Below are 17,022 nucleotides of genomic sequence, written 5' to 3'. Positions count from 1 at the left end.
ATGGCCTCAATCGAACAGATCGGCGAGACGGCGCTTGATCTGATCGGCGATGTAGAGCGCCAGCGCCTGGATCGTCGAGGTCGGATTGACGCCGCCCGAGGTCACCCAGATGCTGCCGTCGACGATGAACAGGTTCTTCACGTCGTGGCTGCGGCCCCATTCGTTGACCACGGAGCGCTCCGGGTCGACGCCCATGCGCGCGGTGCCCAGCAGGTGCCAGCCGCCGTTGAGGATCGGGCTCTCGACGCCGATGTTGGTGGCGCCGGCCTCGGCCAGGATCTCCTTCGCCCGCGCGATACCGTGGTCCATCATGCGCAGGCTGTTGGCGCCGAGCGTGTAGTCGATCCTCGGCGCGGGGATGCCGTGGGAGTCCTTCAGCGCGGGATCGAGGGTGACGCGGTTGTGCGCCTCCGGCAGGTCCTCGCAGATCGCCGACAATCCGATGCGGTGGTGCAGCAGGCGGCGGTAGGTCGCGTGGTGGTCATCGCCCCACGGCAGACGGCCATGCGACATGCTGTTGATCGCCTCGAGGATGGCGGCGTAGCCGCGGCCGAACTGGAAGGTGTAGCCGCGCACGAAGTCCCGGCCGGGATCGGTCTCGTAGAACTCCTGGCTCCACAGGCACAGCGGCGGGCCCTTGTTGCCGTCGAGCGGCTCGTCGACGTAGCCGTGCACGTTGGCGTAGGGGTGGAACATCAGGTTGCGGCCGACCAGGTCGCTCGAATTGGCGATGCCCCGCGGGAATTTGCCGGAGGTCGAGTTGAGCATCAGCCTCGGGGTGCCGACGCCGTTGCAGGCCATGATCACGATCTCGGCCGGCTGGAACACCTCCTTGCCGTCGGGATCGTAGTAGACCGCCCCGGTGGCCATGCCGTCGGGACCGACCGTGATCTCGCGCACGCGGCAATGGGTGCGCAGCTCGACGCCGGCGCGGATCGCCAGCGGCCAGTAGGTGATGTCGGTGCTGGCCTTGGCGCCCTGGGCGCAGCCCGGCGTGCAGTGGCCGAGGTTCACGCACCTGGCGCGGCCCTCGTAGTCGACGGTGGCGATCGTGCTGTCGCTCGGCCACCAGTGCCAGCCCAGCCGGTTCATCGCGCGGCCGAAGCGCTGGCCGGATTTGCCGAGGGGCAGCGGCGGCATCGGCGGGGATTTCGGCGGATAGGCGGGATCGCCGGCCAGGCCGGAGACGCCCATCATGCGGTCGTTCTCGGCCCAGAACGGCTCCAGCGTGGCGTAGTCGACCGGCCAGTCGTCGGCGACGCCGTCGAGCGTGCGGACCTTGAAGTCCGACGGCTTCAGGCGCGGGAAGTGCGCCGTGTACATGATCGTGCCGCCGCCGACGCCGTTGAAGTTCACGACCTTGATCGGCGAGTTGTCGTCGTTGATCGGATAGTCGGTCGGCCGCGCGCGCCGGTTGGGATTGGTGGCGAAGTCGCTGAACAGGCGGGCCTCCCAGTCCCGGCCGTTGCTGGGATAGTCCGTCGGCTTCACCCAGCCGCCCTGCTCGAGGCAGACGATGCGCATCCTCGTCTCGGCCAGGCTCCATGCCACGGCGGCGCCGGACGCGCCGGACCCCACGATCAACACGTCGACCTTGTCGAGCATCGCGTTCCCTCTCCCCTCCGCTGGCGCCGCCGTCAGCACAATCCATCGCGGGCCGCGTGTAAAGCGAGAGGAAGCCGTGCGCGCGGCCGGGAGAAGCGCCTCGGCCCAGCCCTGTCCCCGCCCATACGGAGAGAGGGAGCGGGCTCGCGCCAAGCGCCGCTGAACTCCTCGCCCCGCGAAGGCGGGGAGAGGAAGGGGCCCATCGCGCAGCGATGGGAAGGTGAGGGGCTTCGCGGCATCCGGAAGGCGCGCCGCCGTTCGAATCAAGGGAACTCGCGGTCCAGCGGAAGCCCCTCACCCCGACCCTCTGCCCGCCTTCGCGGGGCGAGGGGGGCATGAGGCGTTCGGCGCTGGCGTTCGCGGCGGCGCGACCCTACCGTGGCGGGGCACATCCGATTCCAGATCCGAAGGACGACCGCCCGTGACCAACCGCGCCCATGTCCTGCTGTGGACCGACAATCCCGCGCCCTACGTCGAGGCCGCCAAAGCGGCGGGGCTGGCCGACCGCGTCGCCTTCGACACGCTGCCGCGCAAGGAGCGGCCCTCGCCCGAGCAGCTCGCGCGCACCGAGGCGCTGATGGCCGGCGCCGTGCCGCCGGGCACGCTGGGCGCGATGCCGAAGCTGCGCTGGGCGCAGGCGATGACCGCCGGCGTCGAGGGCTGGATGGCCCTGCCCGACCTGCCGGCGGGTCTGGCGCTGACCTGCGCCAGGGGCACGCATCTGGAGTCGATGCCGGAGAACATCCTCGGCGCGCTGTTCCACGTCGCCAAGCCGTACGCGCTCGCGGCCGAGAACCAGAAGACGTCGAATTGGGTCCATACCGTGGCGCAGCCGTTGACCGGCAAGACCCTGGGCATCCTCGGACTGGGCGCGATCGGCGCCGAGGTGGCGCGGCTGGCGTCGGCGCTGGGCATGCGCGTGATCGGCACCAGGCGGCAACCCGCCGCCGTCGCCAACGTCGCCGAGGTGTTCCCGCCGTCGCGCACCGACGACGTGCTGGCGGCGTCGGACTACGTGCTGCTGCTGCTGCCGGCGACGCCGGAGACCGACAATTTCATCGACGCGAAGCGGCTCGCGAAGATGAAACCCGGCGCGTGGCTGCTGAATTTCGGCCGCGGCCACACCATCAAGGACGACGACCTGATCGCGGCGGTGAAGGCCGGGACCATCGCCGGCGCGGTGCTGGACGTGTTCCGCCAGGAGCCGCTGCCGGCCGAGCACGCGTTCTGGACCACGCCGGGCATCCTGGTGCTGCCGCATATCGGCGGCCCGCACCCGCGGCGCGACAAGTTCGTCGCCAAGCTGTTCGTCGACAATCTCGGCCGCTTCCTCGACGGCAGACCGCTGGCCGAGCTGGTCGACCGCGCCAAGGGGTATTGAGGCGGCGCGGCTCACTGTCATCCCGAGCGCAGCGAGCAACCGTGGTCGAAGTCAAGCGGCGAGGCGGGGCGTCCACGGGATGTCGTCGCGGATCATGGCGTTGAGGGTGACGACGATCTTTCGGGCGCAGGCCATGCAGACGAGCTGGAAGGGCTTGCCGTCGGCGCGGAGCCGCTCGGCGAAGGCCTTGATGTCGGGGTTGAAGCGCATGGCGTTGAGGGCGGCCATGTGGAGGACCTCGACGAGACCGTCGCGGCCGCCGCGGACGGTGGCGCGGGCGCGGCCGGCGCCGCTCCTGCGGTCGGTGCGGGCGGTGCCGGCGAGATGGGCGGCCTGCCGGCGGGTCAGGAGCCGAGCTCGGGCAGCACGGCGAGCACGCTGGCGGCGAGCACCGGGCCGACGCCGCACATCGAGCGCATGAGGAGGCCTTGCGGCGGCATTCGCCGTCGGCCCTCGATCGCGGCGGCGATGTCGGCGTCGAGGGCCTTGAGGCGGCCCTCCAGGCCGGCGCGGTGCGCGAGGACGAGTTCGCGCAACGCCGGCTCGCGCAGGTGCTCGAGCTGGTTGCGTGCGTCGTCGACGGCCTTGCGCAGCATCGCGCGCACGCGCAGGAACTCGGCCAGGCGGCGCGCCCCGGGCGGCCGGCGGACGACGCCGGCCTCGGGGAAGTGCCGGGTGAAGAGGGCGATCACCCGGGCGTCGATCGGATCGGTCTTGGCCAGCACGCCGGCGGCCTCGGCGAAGCGCCGCACGCGGCGCGGGTTGAGCAGGTGGATCCGCCAGTCGCCGTCGGCGAGGCCGTCCAGCACCTCCTGCTCGTACCCGCCGCTGGCCTCCAAGGCGATGTCCGTGACGCCCGCCCCGGCAGCGCCCGCGCAGCGCCGCCAAGCCGCGCCCGTCGCGCGGCACCACGAAGGCGCCGCCATCCGGCATGACGACGTCGAGCTTCGCCTTGCTGACGTCGATGCCGGCCACTGCTATCGTCGTGTCCATCTTCGTGACCCCATCTTGCATGCGGTTTGCGACCAGCCAACCGTTCGGGCTTTGCGAAGAAGGCGACGCGCGCACCATGCTCGCTGTCGGGGTCCCTGGGGGCCGCCGGATATCCGTCGGGCTACGCGCCGCCGACGCGCGCCGGGGGTGGCCACCCCCGGCGCGCGTCACCGCCACTCTGGCATCGCCAGCGAGGCGGAAACACCATGCAAGGGATCCAGGGTCGGCGCCTGGATCCCTCGCTGCGCTCGGGATGACAGGTGGGACTGTGGCGACGACGCGTCCGCGTCGCGGCGCGGGAGCTGATGGTGAGCGCGGCAAACGCGGAGCGGAAGAACTACCAGCGGAGGGAACGACATCATGGAACCGGGCAAGAGACTGGTCGGCAAGGTCGCGATCGTCACGGGCGGCGCGTCGGGCATCGGCGCGGCCACGGCGCGGCTGTTCGCGCGCCACGGCGCGGCCGTGCTGCTGACCGACAGCAACGCCGCGGCGGGCGCGCGCGTCGCCGAGGAGATCGAGGCCGCCGGCGGCACCGCCAGCTTCGCGGCGCAGGACGTGCGCGACGAGGCGCGGTGGGCGGAGATCGCGACGCGCGCGGTCGACACCTACGGGCGGCTCGACATCCTCTGCAACATCGCCGGCATCTCCGGCCGCGATCCGAAGCTGAACATCCAGGTGAGCGTCACGGCGGGGCCGCGGCTAGCCGACCAGACGCTGGAGCAGTGGAACCGCGTGATGGAGATCAACGCCACCGGCGTGTTCCTCGGCACCAAGGCGGCGATCCCGGAGATGCAGCGCTCCGGCGGCGGCTCGATCATCAACATCTCGTCGATCTGCGGCATCGTCGGCTCGCACGCCAACGCCGCCTACCACGCCTCGAAGGGCGCGGTGCGCATCTTCTCGAAGGCGGCGGCGATCCAGTACGCGCCGGACCGGATCCGCGTGAACTCCGTGCATCCCGGCTTCGTCGACACGCCGATGACGCAGCCCGGCCACGCCAATCCGGAGGTGGCGGCGCAACGGCTGGCGGCCACGCCGCTGGGCCGCTTCGGCACGCCCGAGGACATCGCGGCGGGCTGCCTCTACCTCGCGTCCGACGATTCGTCCTGGGTCACCGGCAGCGAGCTGGTGATCGACGGCGGCATGACGGCGAACTAGCGGACGCCGCGGCCGGACCAGTCCACACTGTCATCCCGAGCGCAGCGAGGGATCTTTAGGTCGTCGAAAGATCCCTCGCTGCGCTCGGAATGACGGGCGGTCGCGGTGGCACCTCGTGGCGCCCGCTCGCTCCGCGCCCGCGACGCTACTTGTCGGCCATCGACGTCACCGCGCCCGGCGTGGCGGTGCGGCCGCCGTCGACGACGTACTGCGCGCCGGTGATGTTGGCGGCGAGGTCGGAGCACAGGAACAGCACGACGTTCGCCACCTCCTCCGAGGTGCCGTAGCGACCCAGCGGGATGCTGGACTGGTAGCGCGCCGAGACCTTGTCGGGCTGGCCGGGATCGAGCTGGGCCTCGAGCGAATGGATCATGCGCGTGTCGATCGGGCCGGGGCACACGGCGTTGACGCGGATGCCCTGGCGCGCGACCTCGCCCGAGGCGGTCTTGGTCAGGCCGATGACGGCGTGCTTGGACGCGACGTAGGCCGGCATGCCGGGCGAGCCGATCAGGCCGGCGATCGAGGCGGTGTTGACGATGGCGCCGCCGCCGCCGCGCGCCAGCATGTGCTGGAGCACGTACTTCATGCCGAGGAACACGCCGCGGACGTTGATCGCGATGATCTGGTCGAACATCGCCTCGTCGCATTCCGCCACCGGCGCGACCTTGCCCTCGATGCCGGCGTTGTTGTGGAAGCAGTCGATCCGGCCGTAGGCGTCGATGGCGGCCTTGACGTAGGCGCGCGTCGCCGCGGCGTCTGTGACGTCGGCCTCGACGAACAACGCCTCGCCGCCGTTCTGGCGCACGATGCCGGCGGTCGCCTCGCCGCCGGTGCGGTCGCGGTCGACCACCACCACTTTCGCGCCGCGCGACGCGAAGCCCAGGCTGCTGGCGCGCCCGATGCCGTTGCCGCCGCCGGTGACCAGCGCGACCTTGTCCTTGAAATCCATGCGGTGTTCCCTCCCGTCCGCGTGCCGATTGGCGACGATCCAATCACATGGCGGCGGGCCGGGCCACCCGCCCGGCGCGGCGTCGGGCGGCGCGACCGCGACGTCGAAGGTCGCCCGACGCAAGCGGTGCGTTGTCGCCGCGTGGAGTTGCCGCCGCCATTGACAGCCGGCGGCGGCGATCCGACGGTGCGACGAGGCGATCGACTGTCCGCGCATCGATGGATAGCGAAAGGCGCGGCGGTCCAACGGCCGCGCGGGAGGCGGGAATGAGGATCATGGTCGCGGGCGTGTTCGCCATGGTTGTCGCCGCCAGCGCGACGCAGGCGCAGATCAAGGAGGAGCGCGTCCATTTCGCGCCGGGCGCGAGCTCGGCGCGCGTCAACGGCACCCTCCACGGCGACCTGACGATCGACTACAGGCTCGGCGCGAAGGCCGGGCAGACGATGGTCGTCGAGTTCAAGCCGGCCAATCCGATGGCCTACTTCAACGTCCTGCCGCCGGGCAGCGCCGGCGAGGCCATCTTCATCGGCTCCAGCGCCGGCAACCGCTTCGAGGGAAAGCTGCCGGCGGACGGCGACTACACGCTCAGGGTCTATTTGATCCGCGCCGCGGCGCGCCGCGGCGAGACCTCCGCCTACACGCTTGACGTCTCGATCCGGAGCGCCGGCGCGGCGGCCGCGCCGGCGCTCGATCCGAAGGCGGCCGACGCGATCTCGCGCGCGGGCGCCGGCCGGTTCGACGCGACAAGCGAGATTCCCTGCGCCCAGAACAAGGGCCAGCCGACGACGCGGTGCAAGACCGGCGTGGCCCGCGCCGGCGGCGGAACCGCCACCGTCGTGGTGACGCTCCCGGACGGCCGCAAGCGCATGATCTTCTTCGAGAAGGGCGCGCCGACAGGGTCCGACAGCAGCCAGGCGGACGGCGCCGGCGCGCTGACGGGACGCAAGGAGAGCGATCTGCACTTCATCCGGATCGGCGATGAGCGCTACGAAATCCCGGACGCGGTGATCTTCGGCGGTTAGACGGCACTCCCGACCACTCGCGCCGGCGACGACGGAGCGACGCGATGATCAGGCGACTGCTGGCATCCGCCGTCTGCGCCTCGATCTGCGCCTGCGCGGCCCCGTCGACCGGCCAGGACGGCCAGCCCCTCGCCGGCACGACCTGGCGGCTGCGCGCCATCCAGTCGATGGACGACGCGCAGGGCACCACGCGCGTCGCCGATCCGTCGCGCCTGACGGTGGCGTTCATGGCCGACGGCCGCGCGGCGCTGCGGCTGGACTGCAACCGCGGCGCGGCCGGCTGGCGCGCCACGCCGTCGGCCGCCGGCGATTCCGGCACGCTCGAGTTCGGCGCCATCGCCGCGACGCGCGCGATGTGTCCGCCGCCGTCGCTGGGCGACCGCCTCGCGCGGGACCTCGCCTATGTGAGGAGCTACCGGCTGAAGGACGGCCTGCTGTTCATGTCGCTGATGGCCGACCGCGGCATCCTGGAGTGGGAGCCGGTACGCGACTAGGCGGCGCGCTCATGGCGCGCCGGGCAGCCGGCGGATGGATCGCCAATGTCCCCCTTGCCGCCGCAAGCCGCGTCGGCGCGCGTATCAGGAGGGTCGGAAGGGGGTTCGCGCACCGCGGCCGCGCGCGCAGTCCGCGATCGCTCATTGGATCAGCTCGTCGACCCGCCGCTGGAAGGATTCCGGGATGGTCAACCCGATCGCCGCGGCGGCCTTGAGGTTGACCACCAGCGAGAATTTCGTCGGCTGTTCGACCGGAAGGTCGGCGGGCTTGGCGCCCTTCAGGATACGGTCGACGTAGGTGGCGGCGCGCCCATGGAGATCGGCGACGTTCGGCTCGTAGGCCATCAGGCCGCCGGCGTCGGTGACCTGGATCCGGTTGGGGTACATCGCCGGCAACCGGTGGCGCGCCGCGAGTCCGGTCACCCGCGCGCGGTTGACGACGAATATCGCCGCGACCGTCACGAGGAGCGCGTCGACGCGCTCCCGGGCCCCGGAGTCGAACGCGCCCGGCAGGTCGTCGACCGATTTGATGTCCTGGACGCGCAGCGTCACGCCCAGCGATCGGGCCGAGTCCTCCAGCGCGTTCACCTGCAACCGCGCGATCGGGTCGGCGAGGTACGCCAGCACGAGCACGCGCGAGATTCCGGGCACGGCCTCCTTCAGCAACGCGAGCCGCTTGGCCGCGAGGTCGGACGTCATCTGCGACAGGCCGGTGACGTTCCCCCCGGGTTTGGCGAGGCTGTCCACGAGCCCGGTTCCGACCGGATCCCCGAGTTGAAGCATGACGATCGGGACGGTGGGGGTCGCATCCTTCGCGGCCTGGGCTCCCGGGGTGGTGCTGACGGCGATGATGTCCGCCTCGCGGCGCAGACATTCGGCGGCGAGCGCCGGAAATCGCTCGTCGCGTCCCTCGGCGGAGGCGTAGTCGATGGCGATTGTCCGACCGTCCACGTAACCAAGGTCGCTCAGCGCCCGGAAGAACGCGTCGAACCGCGTCGTCCGCATCGTGCCTGGATCGAGCGTGAGGAAGCAGAGCCGCGGGACGCTCCCGGACCGTTGCGCGCGCGCCGCGAGCGGCCAGCCCGCGGCGGCGCCAAGCAGCGCGACGACTTTCCGGCGTTTCATGGGCCTTCCCTCGCGTCCGAGGCCCTCACCTTACCACGCCGCCGGCCGGCGCGGCGCGATTGACACCCCGCCCCGCGGATGTTGCCCTGAGGCGTCGGCGGGGGGACCATGGCGCAGACGCAATCGCTTCTCGGGGCGTTCGCCCTGCTCGGCCTGTGCTGGCTGCTGTCGGAGAACCGCTGCGCCGTGCGCTGGCGCGACGCCGCCATCGGCCTGGCGATCACCTTCGCGCTGGCGCTGCTGCTGCTGAAGGTGCCGACCATCGCCATCGCGTTCGGCGCCGTGAACGCCGCCGTCGACGCGGTCGCCGCGGCGACGCGGGCCGGCACGACGCTGGCATTCGGCTACCTCGGCGGCGGCCCGGCGCCGTTCGAGGTCAAGGATCCCGCCGCCAGCTTCGTGCTGGCCTTCCAGGCGCTGCCGGTGGTGCTGGTGATGAGCGCGCTGACGACGCTGCTGTTCCACTGGCGGGTGCTGCCGCCGATCGTCAACGGTTTCTCGTGGCTGCTGGGCCGCGCGATGGGCGTCAGCGGCGCCGTCGGACTGTCGACGGCGGCCAACGTCTTCCTCGGCATGGTCGAGGCGCCGTTGTTCATCCGCCCCTACCTCGCGCGTCTGACGCGGTCCGAGCTTTTCATGGTGATGACCGGCGGCATGGCGGGCATCGCCGGCACGGTGTTCGTCCTGTACTCGATCTTCCTCAAGCCGGTGATCCCCGACGCCGGCGCGCATCTGCTGATCGCCGCCCTGCTCGGCGCGCCGGCGGCGCTGCTGGTGGCGCGCATCATGGTGCCGGAGACCGAGACAACGCGCGCCGTCGAGGCGTTCGAGACGCCGGAGGTGGCGTCGAGCGCGATGGACGCGATCGTGCGCGGCACGGCGGCCGGACTGGAGCTGCTGTGGTCGATCATCGCCATGCTGGTGGTGTTCGTGGCGCTGGTGTGGATGGCCAACGCCGCGCTCGGCCTGCTGCCGGACATCGCCGGCGCGCCGGTCACGCTGCAGCGCATCCTCGGGCTGGTGATGGCGCCGGTGTGCTGGCTGATGGGCGTGCCGTGGAGCGAGGCGATGACGGCCGGCGGGCTGATGGGCACCAAGACCGTGCTCAACGAGCTGCTGGCCTATCTCGACCTCGCGAAGCTGCCGAAGGAGGCGCTGTCGGAGCGTTCGCGGCTGATCATGGTCTACGCGCTGTGCGGTTTCGCCAATTTCGGCTCGCTCGGCATCATGATCGCCGGCCTGACCGGCATGGCGCCGGAGCGCCGCGAGGACATCGTCGCGCTGGGCCCGCGCACGATCGTCTCCGGCACGCTGACCACCTGCCTGCTGGGCGCCGTGGTCGGGGCGCTGACCTAGGACGGCGCGGCTCCGGCCGTTCCGCGGACCGGACCGGGCGGCGGCCGCGGGCCTGCTTTGACGCCGATCAATGATCTGGACCGCCCGGGGTGAACAGTGGTTCATACGGACCATGGGGCGGCGCCGAACCCGCCCGACCGAAGGAAAGACGCAGCCATGCCCGACACGATCATGCCATCCGCCGCGACGCCCCTGCGGACCGAGCATTTCGAGGTGCTGATCGTCGGCGCCGGCATCTCGGGCGTGGGTGGCGCCTACCACCTGACCAAGCAATGCCCCGGCACCAGCTTCGTGGTGCTGGAGGGCCAGGAGAGCTTCGGCGGCACCTGGCTGACGCACAAGTATCCCGGCATCCGCTCCGACAGCGACCTCTACACCTTCGGCTACCGCTTCAAGCCGTGGACAGGCAAGCCGATCGCCACGGCGGCGGAGATCCGCGACTACATGGGCGAGGTGATCGACGAGAACGATCTCGGCCGCCACATCCGCTACGGCCACAAGATCACGTCGGCGCGCTGGTCGAGCGCCGAAAATCTCTGGACCATCGAGGCGGTCCGCGCGGCCGACGGCTCGACCGTCCGCTTCACCTGCAATTTCCTCTGGATGTGCCAGGGCTACTACCGCCACGAGAAGGGCTACACGCCGGAATGGCCGGGCATGGCGGCGTTCAAGGGCCGCGTCGTGCACCCGCAGACCTGGCCGGAGGACCTCGACTACAAGGGCAAGCGCGTGGTCGTGATCGGCTCCGGCGCGACGGCGGCGACGGTGGTGCCGGCGATGGCCGGCGACTGCGCCCACGTCACGGTGCTGCAGCGCTCGCCGACCTATTTCATCCCGGCGCGCAACGCCAACGTGCTCGCCGACACGCTGCGCGAGCTCGAGGTCGACGAGACCTGGATCCACGAGATCGTGCGCCGCAAGATCCTGTTCGACCAGGCCGTGTTCACGCGCCGCGCCTTCGAGGAGCCGGAGAAGGTGAAGGAGGAGCTGCTGGCCGGCGTCCGCGCCTATCTCGGCCCCGACGCCGAGATCGATCCGCACTTCATGCCGACCTACCGGCCGTGGCGCCAGCGCATCGCCTTCGTGCCCGACGGCGATCTGTTCCGCGGCATCCGCGCCGGCAAGGCGTCGGTCGTCACCGACGAGATCGAGACCTTCACGGAGAAGGGCATCCGCCTGAAGTCGGGCCGCGAACTGGAGGCGGACATCATCGTCACCGCCACCGGCTTCAACCTGAACGTGCTGGGCGACATCGCCTTCGTCATTGACGGCCAGCCGCTGGACTTCGCCGACACCGTCACCTACCGCGGCATGATGTTCACCGGCATGCCCAACATGCTGTGGGTGTTCGGCTACTTCCGCGCCAGCTGGACGCTGCGCGCCGACCTGATCGGGGACTTCGTCTGCCGCCTGCTCAACCACATGCGGCGCAAGGGCGCGGCGCGGGTCGAGGTGGCGCTGCGGCCCGAGGACAAGGACATGAAGCTGCTGCCGTGGATCGACCCGGAGAACTTCAACCCCGGCTACCTGATGCGCGGCATGCACCTGCTGCCGAAGCGCGGCGACAAGCCGGAGTGGCAGCACACCCAGGACTACTGGAACGAGAAGAACATCTTCCCCGCCATCGACCTCGACGACGTGGCGTTCCGGTACACGGTGCCCGCCGCCGCCGACAAGCGCGTCGCGGCGGAGTAGCGGGTCGTCAGGTCAACGCTCCCGACGCGGCGGAGTGGAGGTTCTTCGCCGCGTTCAGGCCGACAGGAACCGGGCATCGCGCGCCACATCGTCGTCCCGAGCGCAGCGAGCCCCCCTCGGCGGCGCGACGCCTCGGCATTCGACGGCGGCCCCGCCCGCGTCACTTGGGCGCGACGCCGTCGAACACCATGTCCGCGAGCTGGTTGGCGATCTGGCGCACGGAGCGCCTGCCGGGTTTGTACCACTCCAGCGACCAGTTGATCGCGCCCAGCAGCTGCAGGCGCAGCACCGAGAGGTCGAGGTCGCGGCGGATGGCGCCGCCGCGGCGCGCGGCCTCGAGCAGCTTGCGCCAGTAGTCGCCGTAGGCGCGATGGACGTGGATATGGCGCTGGCGGATCTCGGCCGGCACCTGAGCGAACAGGCGCTGGTTGGCGGTCGCGAAATCGTCGATCGACAGGGTGAAGGCGAGATGGGCGTGGATCGCCGCGGCGATGCGCTCGCGGTGTCCAGCGCCCGCCGGTAGCGCCTCGATGTCGGCGCGCACCGCGTCGAACACGCGCCGCACGCCGATGTCCAGCACCTCGGCGACCAGCGTCTCGCGCGAGTCGAAGTAGTAGTAGATGCTGCCGGCGAAGGTGCCGGCCTCATCGGCGATGTCGCTCAGCCGCGTGTCGGCGTAGCCACGCCGGGCGAAGACCCGCGCGGCGGCGTCGAGGATGCGTTGGCGCGTGGCCTCGGCCTTGGTCGGCGCCGCCGGTTCCACCGCCGCCCGCCGCCTGCCCGCCGTCGCCGCCCGCGCCATGTCAAACGCCCCCGCTGGTTCCGGCCCGATCCGCCGCCGGCCGATTGTGGCGCTCCGGCGCGGCGGCGTCCACGCGCGCGGCCTAGGCGGCGGCGACGCGTTTCGTCGCGGCCACGTCCCAGGTCTTGAGCACCGGCAGGACCTCCTTGGCGAACAGCCGCAGCGAGCGCTCGACCTTGTCGAACGGCATGCCGCCGTAGCGGAACGAGGTCGCCAGCTCGAACGGGCCGAGCAGCGCGCGGCGCGCCTCCAGCGTCCGCAGCACGTCGTCGGGCGTGCCCCAGGCCGAGGCCTGCATGAAACCCTTGAGGAAGCCGCTCTCGCCGATGCGGCGCAGCACCTCCGAGGCGGCGGCATAGGCGCCGTAGCCCTTGGTGGTGGCGAAATGCGAGCCCATCACCTCGTAGTGCTCAAGCACGCTCTCGAGGTAGGTGCCCATGTGCCGGGTCGCCAGGTCCTTCGCCTCGTCCGTGGTCGGCGCGACGACGCAGTAGTCGCAGGTCAGCGGCGGCGGCGCGGCGACGCCGTGCAGCTCCTGGAAGCGCGTCCGGTGCCGCTCGATCGACGGCATGCGGTGGTCCCACGATCGGTCGGCGAACATCACCATCGTGGCCTTGATGCGGGCAGCCGACTCGATCGAATCGTCGCTCGACGCCACGGCGTAGAGCCGGTCGGCGAAGCTGCGCGACGGACGCGGCCGGATCTCGGCGCGCGGCTGCGGGTAGAACTTGCCATTGCCCTCGATGAATCCCGTGCGCAGCGCCTCGAGGATCATCTCCGCGGCCTCGTCGAAGCGCTCGCGCGATTCGTCCATGGCGATGCCGCGGAAGGCGGCGAACTCGCGCCGCGACAGGCCGCGGCCGATGCCGAAGCGCAGGCGGCCGCGGGCCAGATGGTCGAGCAGCGCGATCTTCTCGGCGACCCGCAGCGGCTCGTTCCACGGCAGGATCACCGCCGCCGTGCCGACATCCACGTTCTTCGTCGCCGCCGCCACCCACGACAGAAGCTGCGCGTTGTCGGGGCAGAACGAGTAGTCGAAGAAATGGTGCTCGACCGACCACACGACGTCGAAGCCGAGATCGTCGGCCAGCCGCGCCAGGCGCAGCTCCTCGTCGACCACCTGCCCGTCGGAGATCCCCGGCCAGCCATGGCTCGAGAACACCATCTGAATGCCGACGTCCATCGCCGTCCCCTTCCGCGTGGCGCGGGCGGCTTGCGGCCGCCCCGGGGATGGACGATAATCTAAAATGAATTAGAATATCAACCGGTATCGTCGGACCGGGGAGGCGGGAGATGGGCGTTCCCTACGCGGCGCTGGTCCACGAGGACCGCGTGCACGGCAGCCTGTACACGGACCCGGCCGTGTTCGCCGAGGAGATGGACCGCGTGTTCCGCCGCGGCTGGGTGTTCGTCGGCCACGAGTCGGAGATTCCCGCCGCCGGCGACTGGGTGGCGCGCCGGATCGGGCTCGAGCCGGTCCTGATGACGCGCGACGGAAGCGGCGCGGTGCACGCGCTGGCCAACCGCTGCGCCCACCGCGGCAACCGGCTGTGCGTGCGCGAGCGCGGCAACGCCAAAGCGTTCCAGTGCGCCTACCACGGCTGGACCTTCGGCCTCGACGGCGCGCTACGCTCGGTCCCGTTCGTCAGCGGCTTCGACGGCGACCGCGCGGCGCTCGGTCTGGACCGTCCCGGCGCGGTCGATTCGCACCGCGGCTTCGTGTTCGCGAACATCTCCGGCGACGCCGGTCCGCTGGCGGCGCATCTCGGGAGCGCCGGCCGCGCCCTGCTCGACCGGCTGTGCGATCTGTCGCCGACCGGCGCGCTGCGCTTCGACGCCGGCTGGATCGGCCATCGGATCGACTCGAACTGGAAGATGTGGCCGGAGAGCGACAACGACGGCTACCACCTCGACTTCGTCCACGCCTCGATGCTGCGCGCCGCCGACAGCTACTACAAGGAGACGGTGGTCGGCGGCGAGAAGGCCAACGCCTCGCTGGCGGTCGACCACGGCGGCGGCCATGTCGAGCTCGACATGCGCCCCAGCTACAAGGGTGAGCTGTCGTGGCTGGGCAGCGCGCGCGCCAAGGTGTCGGCGTATTGCGACGCGCTGACCGCCCGGCTGGGCGCCGCGCGGGCGGCGGCGGCGCTGCATGACGGGCCGCCGCACGCCTTCATCTTCCCCAACCTGTTTCTGGGCGAGCTGAACATCGCGCGCATCGAGCCGCTCGGCGTCGGCGCCACCGTCCACCACCATACCGTCGTGCAGTTCGACGGCGTCGACGCGGCGTTCAACCGCCGCCTGCTGCGGCAATCCGAGGCCGCGCTGGGGCCGGCCAGCTTCATCGTGCCGGACGACGCCGTCGTGGCCGAGCGCATGCAGATGTCGTTCGCCGGCGCGACGGCGGATTCCGGGAACGGCGGAGCACTGGGCTGGATCGATCTCACGCGCGGCCGGGCGCGCGAGACGCGCGGCGCGGGCGGTAGCCGCGTCGGCCATATCAGCGACGAGACCACCAACCGCGGTTTCTGGCGCCACTACCGCCAGGTGATGGAGGCGCGCGCATGAGCCCGGCGGCGCCGGCGGTCTCGGTCCCGGAGGCGCTGCGGCGCGAACTGGAGGCGTTCCTGTACCTCGAGGCGCGGCTGGCCGACGAGTCGCGCCACGCCGAGTGGGAGGCGCTGGTCACCGACGACTTCCACTACTGGGTGCCCAAGGGCCCAGCCGACCACGATCCCGCCGACCGGCTCTCCTACATCAACGACAACCGCGCCCGGTTGGCGACGCGCATCCGCCAGCTCGGCACCGGCCTGCGCCACGCCCAGACGCCGGTCTCGCCGATGCGGCGGATCGTGTCGAACATCGAGGTGCTGGCGGCCAACGACGCCGCCGGTACCTACGCGACGGGATCGAACTTCGTGCTCTACGAACTGGCGGCGCAATCCACCGGCGCGCTGCGCGTCTGGCCGGGCCGCGCCACGCACCACCTCCGCCGCGTCGACGGCGCGCTGCGGATGTCGGCGAAGACGGTCGAGCTGGTGACGTCGGAAGCGCCGCTGCCGAACCTGGCGTTCCTGATCTGAGGGGCCACACCCCCGAGGCCGCGTGTCGGACGGGTATAGAGGTCCTGCGCTCAGTTCAGGACGACGTGGTGAAGACGCCACGTGAAGGAAATCGTCATCCTGACCGCGGCGAAGGTCAGCGTCCGAGCACCCGAGGTTCTGCCATCACGTCGTCCCGAGCGCGGCGAAGGACCTCGACGCTGGACCAGGCACACCGGCGCTAAGCCGCCTCGTCGAGGGCGCGGTTGATCGAGGCGTGCATGTGCGCCAGCGCCGGCTCGATGCGGCCGTAGACCAGCTCCGGCAGGGCGCCGGATTCGAGGTTGCGCTGGATGCCCTCCATCAACGGGAAATCCTCGCTCTCCGTGACCTTCAGAAGGATGTCGAGGTTCCGCGTCCAGTGGCGCAGCGCCTTGTCGTCCTTCGGCGCCTCGGGCGCGAAGATGCTGGTGGCGACGCGCACGCTGCCGACGTCGATCGGCGTCACGCGCCACACCTCGATGTGGTCGAGCTGGTAGGTGACCAGCCCGTTGGGCACGAGGATGTACTGCGTCGTCGAGTACGGCAGCAACCGCCACTGCTCGCGCGGCGTGGTGGCGAACTGGTCGACCACGCTCTTGCGCAGGCCGATGGTGCGGGGATGCGGTCCGAACGGATCGAACAGCACGTCGGTCATGAAGTACGGCGCGATCGAATCCTTGTGCAGAAACCGGATGTGGTAGGATTCGGTGAAGGTGTCGAGCACCAGTTTCCAGTTCATGCGCCACGTGTTGACGCGCGTCTCGACGTGGACGTAGTCCGCCAGCCCGTAGTCGGCCAGCTCGTCCTCCGCCCCATGCAGCGAATCGTCGACGTCGAACGGCGCGTCGCTGTCGGGATGCACGAAGATCATGCCGTGCTTCTCCGACACCGCCCGCGCGTGCAGGTCGCAGCGCGTGGCCAGATCGTCGAAACCGGTGCCGGCGGCGGGACGGCCGACCAGACGTCCATCGGTGTCGTAGGTCCAGCCGTGGTACGGGCAGACGATGCGCCGCATGCCGCCGTCGCCGGCGCCCTCCAGCAGCGTCGCGCCGCGGTGGCGGCAGGCGTTGACCAGCGCGCGCAGCGTGCCGTCCGGCTGCCGCACCACCGCGATCGGCACGCCGCCGAGCGTCGCCGTCATGTAGGCGCCGGGCTTCGCGCATTCGCCGGTCAGGCCGACGAATTGCGGCCGCTCCCGGAACAGCACGCGCATCTCCTTCTGGAAGCGCGCCGGATCGACATAGGCCGAGGCGGGGTTGCGCATGCTGGCGGGCGCGTAGCCCCACGGCTGCGAGGTGTCGATTCCGACCAGGCGGTCGAGGAGCTCGAGCTGTTTCGACTGGCGCATGGCGTTCC

At 71.0% G+C, this 17,022-nt stretch carries 16 protein-coding genes; 8 read left to right on the top strand and 8 right to left on the bottom strand.

All coding sequences use genetic code 11. The features are described from left to right. Positions 1–6 precede the first annotated feature (6 nt). Entirely contained in the window at positions 7–1,605 is a 1,599-nt protein-coding gene (locus IPK81_15445) for a GMC family oxidoreductase (protein ID QQS11002.1), read from the bottom strand. Positions 1,606–2,026: 421 nt separating this feature from the next. Here IPK81_15445 and IPK81_15440 point away from each other — a divergent pair, with 421 nt between their 5' ends. Then, positions 2,027–2,986 carry a D-2-hydroxyacid dehydrogenase gene (locus tag IPK81_15440; GenBank protein ID QQS11001.1) on the top strand — a complete coding sequence of 320 codons (960 nt, stop codon included), beginning with the start codon at positions 2,027–2,029 and terminating at the stop codon, positions 2,984–2,986. 51 nt (positions 2,987–3,037) lie between these two features. Here the strand turns inward: IPK81_15440 and IPK81_15435 are convergent, their stop codons facing one another. Together IPK81_15435 and IPK81_15430 are read right to left on the bottom strand one after the other, a co-directional pair. Beyond that, the gene (locus IPK81_15435) at positions 3,038–3,394 is read right to left on the bottom strand and encodes a transposase (protein QQS11000.1); all 357 of its coding nucleotides are present in this window, start codon (positions 3,392–3,394) and stop codon (positions 3,038–3,040) included. Beyond that, positions 3,331–3,825: a transposase gene (locus IPK81_15430; GenBank protein ID QQS10999.1), complete on the bottom strand. Its 495-nt coding sequence runs from the start codon at positions 3,823–3,825 to the stop codon at positions 3,331–3,333. Before IPK81_15430 ends, IPK81_15435 begins: the two co-directional genes overlap by 64 nt. A gap of 514 nt (positions 3,826–4,339) precedes the next feature. On the opposite strand from IPK81_15430, the gene IPK81_15425 reads away from it, so the two are divergent. After that, the gene (locus IPK81_15425) at positions 4,340–5,140 is read left to right on the top strand and encodes an SDR family oxidoreductase (GenBank protein QQS10998.1); all 801 of its coding nucleotides are present in this window, start codon (positions 4,340–4,342) and stop codon (positions 5,138–5,140) included. A 145-nt stretch (positions 5,141–5,285) separates the two neighbouring features. Here the strand turns inward: IPK81_15425 and IPK81_15420 are convergent, their stop codons facing one another. Next, positions 5,286–6,089 carry a glucose 1-dehydrogenase gene (locus IPK81_15420; GenBank protein QQS10997.1) on the bottom strand — a complete coding sequence of 268 codons (804 nt, stop codon included), beginning with the start codon at positions 6,087–6,089 and terminating at the stop codon, positions 5,286–5,288. 266 nt (positions 6,090–6,355) lie between these two features. Here IPK81_15420 and IPK81_15415 point away from each other — a divergent pair, with 266 nt between their 5' ends. Together IPK81_15415 and IPK81_15410 are read left to right on the top strand one after the other, a co-directional pair. Further along, positions 6,356–7,111 (top strand): hypothetical protein, encoded by a 756-nt coding sequence (locus tag IPK81_15415; protein ID QQS10996.1) that lies wholly within the window; start codon positions 6,356–6,358, stop codon positions 7,109–7,111. A gap of 44 nt (positions 7,112–7,155) precedes the next feature. Then, positions 7,156–7,605 (top strand): META domain-containing protein, encoded by a 450-nt coding sequence (locus tag IPK81_15410; GenBank protein ID QQS10995.1) that lies wholly within the window; start codon positions 7,156–7,158, stop codon positions 7,603–7,605. A gap of 141 nt (positions 7,606–7,746) precedes the next feature. Here the strand turns inward: IPK81_15410 and IPK81_15405 are convergent, their stop codons facing one another. Then, complete coding sequence (locus IPK81_15405) at positions 7,747–8,730, bottom strand: ABC transporter substrate-binding protein (protein QQS10994.1); 984 nt, start codon at positions 8,728–8,730, stop codon at positions 7,747–7,749. Positions 8,731–8,838: 108 nt separating this feature from the next. Here IPK81_15405 and IPK81_15400 point away from each other — a divergent pair, with 108 nt between their 5' ends. Both IPK81_15400 and IPK81_15395 read left to right on the top strand, forming a co-directional pair. After that, positions 8,839–10,086: a nucleoside:proton symporter gene (locus IPK81_15400; protein QQS10993.1), complete on the top strand. Its 1,248-nt coding sequence runs from the start codon at positions 8,839–8,841 to the stop codon at positions 10,084–10,086. Positions 10,087–10,257: 171 nt separating this feature from the next. Continuing rightward, entirely contained in the window at positions 10,258–11,781 is a 1,524-nt protein-coding gene (locus IPK81_15395; GenBank protein ID QQS15135.1) for an NAD(P)/FAD-dependent oxidoreductase, read from the top strand. Positions 11,782–11,941: 160 nt separating this feature from the next. Here the strand turns inward: IPK81_15395 and IPK81_15390 are convergent, their stop codons facing one another. Then, positions 11,942–12,583 (bottom strand): TetR family transcriptional regulator, encoded by a 642-nt coding sequence (locus IPK81_15390; GenBank protein QQS10992.1) that lies wholly within the window; start codon positions 12,581–12,583, stop codon positions 11,942–11,944. Between the two features lie 82 nt (positions 12,584–12,665). Then, complete coding sequence (locus tag IPK81_15385) at positions 12,666–13,766, bottom strand: LLM class flavin-dependent oxidoreductase (GenBank protein QQS10991.1); 1,101 nt, start codon at positions 13,764–13,766, stop codon at positions 12,666–12,668. 110 nt (positions 13,767–13,876) lie between these two features. On the opposite strand from IPK81_15385, the gene IPK81_15380 reads away from it, so the two are divergent. Together IPK81_15380 and IPK81_15375 are read left to right on the top strand one after the other, a co-directional pair. Then, a complete protein-coding gene (locus IPK81_15380; GenBank protein ID QQS10990.1) occupies positions 13,877–15,151 on the top strand; it encodes a Rieske 2Fe-2S domain-containing protein in 1,275 nt (424 codons plus the stop codon). Further along, the gene (locus IPK81_15375; protein ID QQS10989.1) at positions 15,148–15,666 is read left to right on the top strand and encodes a hypothetical protein; all 519 of its coding nucleotides are present in this window, start codon (positions 15,148–15,150) and stop codon (positions 15,664–15,666) included. Before IPK81_15380 ends, IPK81_15375 begins: the two co-directional genes overlap by 4 nt. Before the next feature lie 199 nt (positions 15,667–15,865). Here IPK81_15375 and IPK81_15370 read toward each other — a convergent pair whose 3' ends face one another. Further along, complete coding sequence (locus IPK81_15370; protein QQS10988.1) at positions 15,866–17,014, bottom strand: aromatic ring-hydroxylating dioxygenase subunit alpha; 1,149 nt, start codon at positions 17,012–17,014, stop codon at positions 15,866–15,868. Positions 17,015–17,022: the final 8 nt, after the last annotated feature.

Source organism: Rhodospirillales bacterium (assembly GCA_016699855.1).
Taxonomy (GTDB): Bacteria; Pseudomonadota; Alphaproteobacteria; order Reyranellales; family Reyranellaceae.
This window is presented reverse-complemented; position numbering and strand designations above follow the sequence as displayed.

Coding starts and splice junctions, on each gene's coding strand:
- IPK81_15395 (QQS15135.1), top strand. CDS start 10,258: ATGCCATCCGCCGCGACGCCCCTGCGGACCGAGCATTTCGAGGTGCTG.
- IPK81_15375 (QQS10989.1), top strand. CDS start 15,148: ATGAGCCCGGCGGCGCCGGCGGTCTCGGTCCCGGAGGCGCTGCGGCGC.
- IPK81_15385 (QQS10991.1), bottom strand. CDS start 13,766: ATGGACGTCGGCATTCAGATGGTGTTCTCGAGCCATGGCTGGCCGGGG.
- IPK81_15370 (QQS10988.1), bottom strand. CDS start 17,014: ATGCGCCAGTCGAAACAGCTCGAGCTCCTCGACCGCCTGGTCGGAATC.
- IPK81_15425 (QQS10998.1), top strand. CDS start 4,340: ATGGAACCGGGCAAGAGACTGGTCGGCAAGGTCGCGATCGTCACGGGC.
- IPK81_15380 (QQS10990.1), top strand. CDS start 13,877: ATGGGCGTTCCCTACGCGGCGCTGGTCCACGAGGACCGCGTGCACGGC.
- IPK81_15405 (QQS10994.1), bottom strand. CDS start 8,730: ATGAAACGCCGGAAAGTCGTCGCGCTGCTTGGCGCCGCCGCGGGCTGG.
- IPK81_15415 (QQS10996.1), top strand. CDS start 6,356: ATGAGGATCATGGTCGCGGGCGTGTTCGCCATGGTTGTCGCCGCCAGC.
- IPK81_15445 (QQS11002.1), bottom strand. CDS start 1,605: ATGCTCGACAAGGTCGACGTGTTGATCGTGGGGTCCGGCGCGTCCGGC.
- IPK81_15390 (QQS10992.1), bottom strand. CDS start 12,583: ATGGCGCGGGCGGCGACGGCGGGCAGGCGGCGGGCGGCGGTGGAACCG.
- IPK81_15420 (QQS10997.1), bottom strand. CDS start 6,089: ATGGATTTCAAGGACAAGGTCGCGCTGGTCACCGGCGGCGGCAACGGC.
- IPK81_15410 (QQS10995.1), top strand. CDS start 7,156: ATGATCAGGCGACTGCTGGCATCCGCCGTCTGCGCCTCGATCTGCGCC.
- IPK81_15400 (QQS10993.1), top strand. CDS start 8,839: ATGGCGCAGACGCAATCGCTTCTCGGGGCGTTCGCCCTGCTCGGCCTG.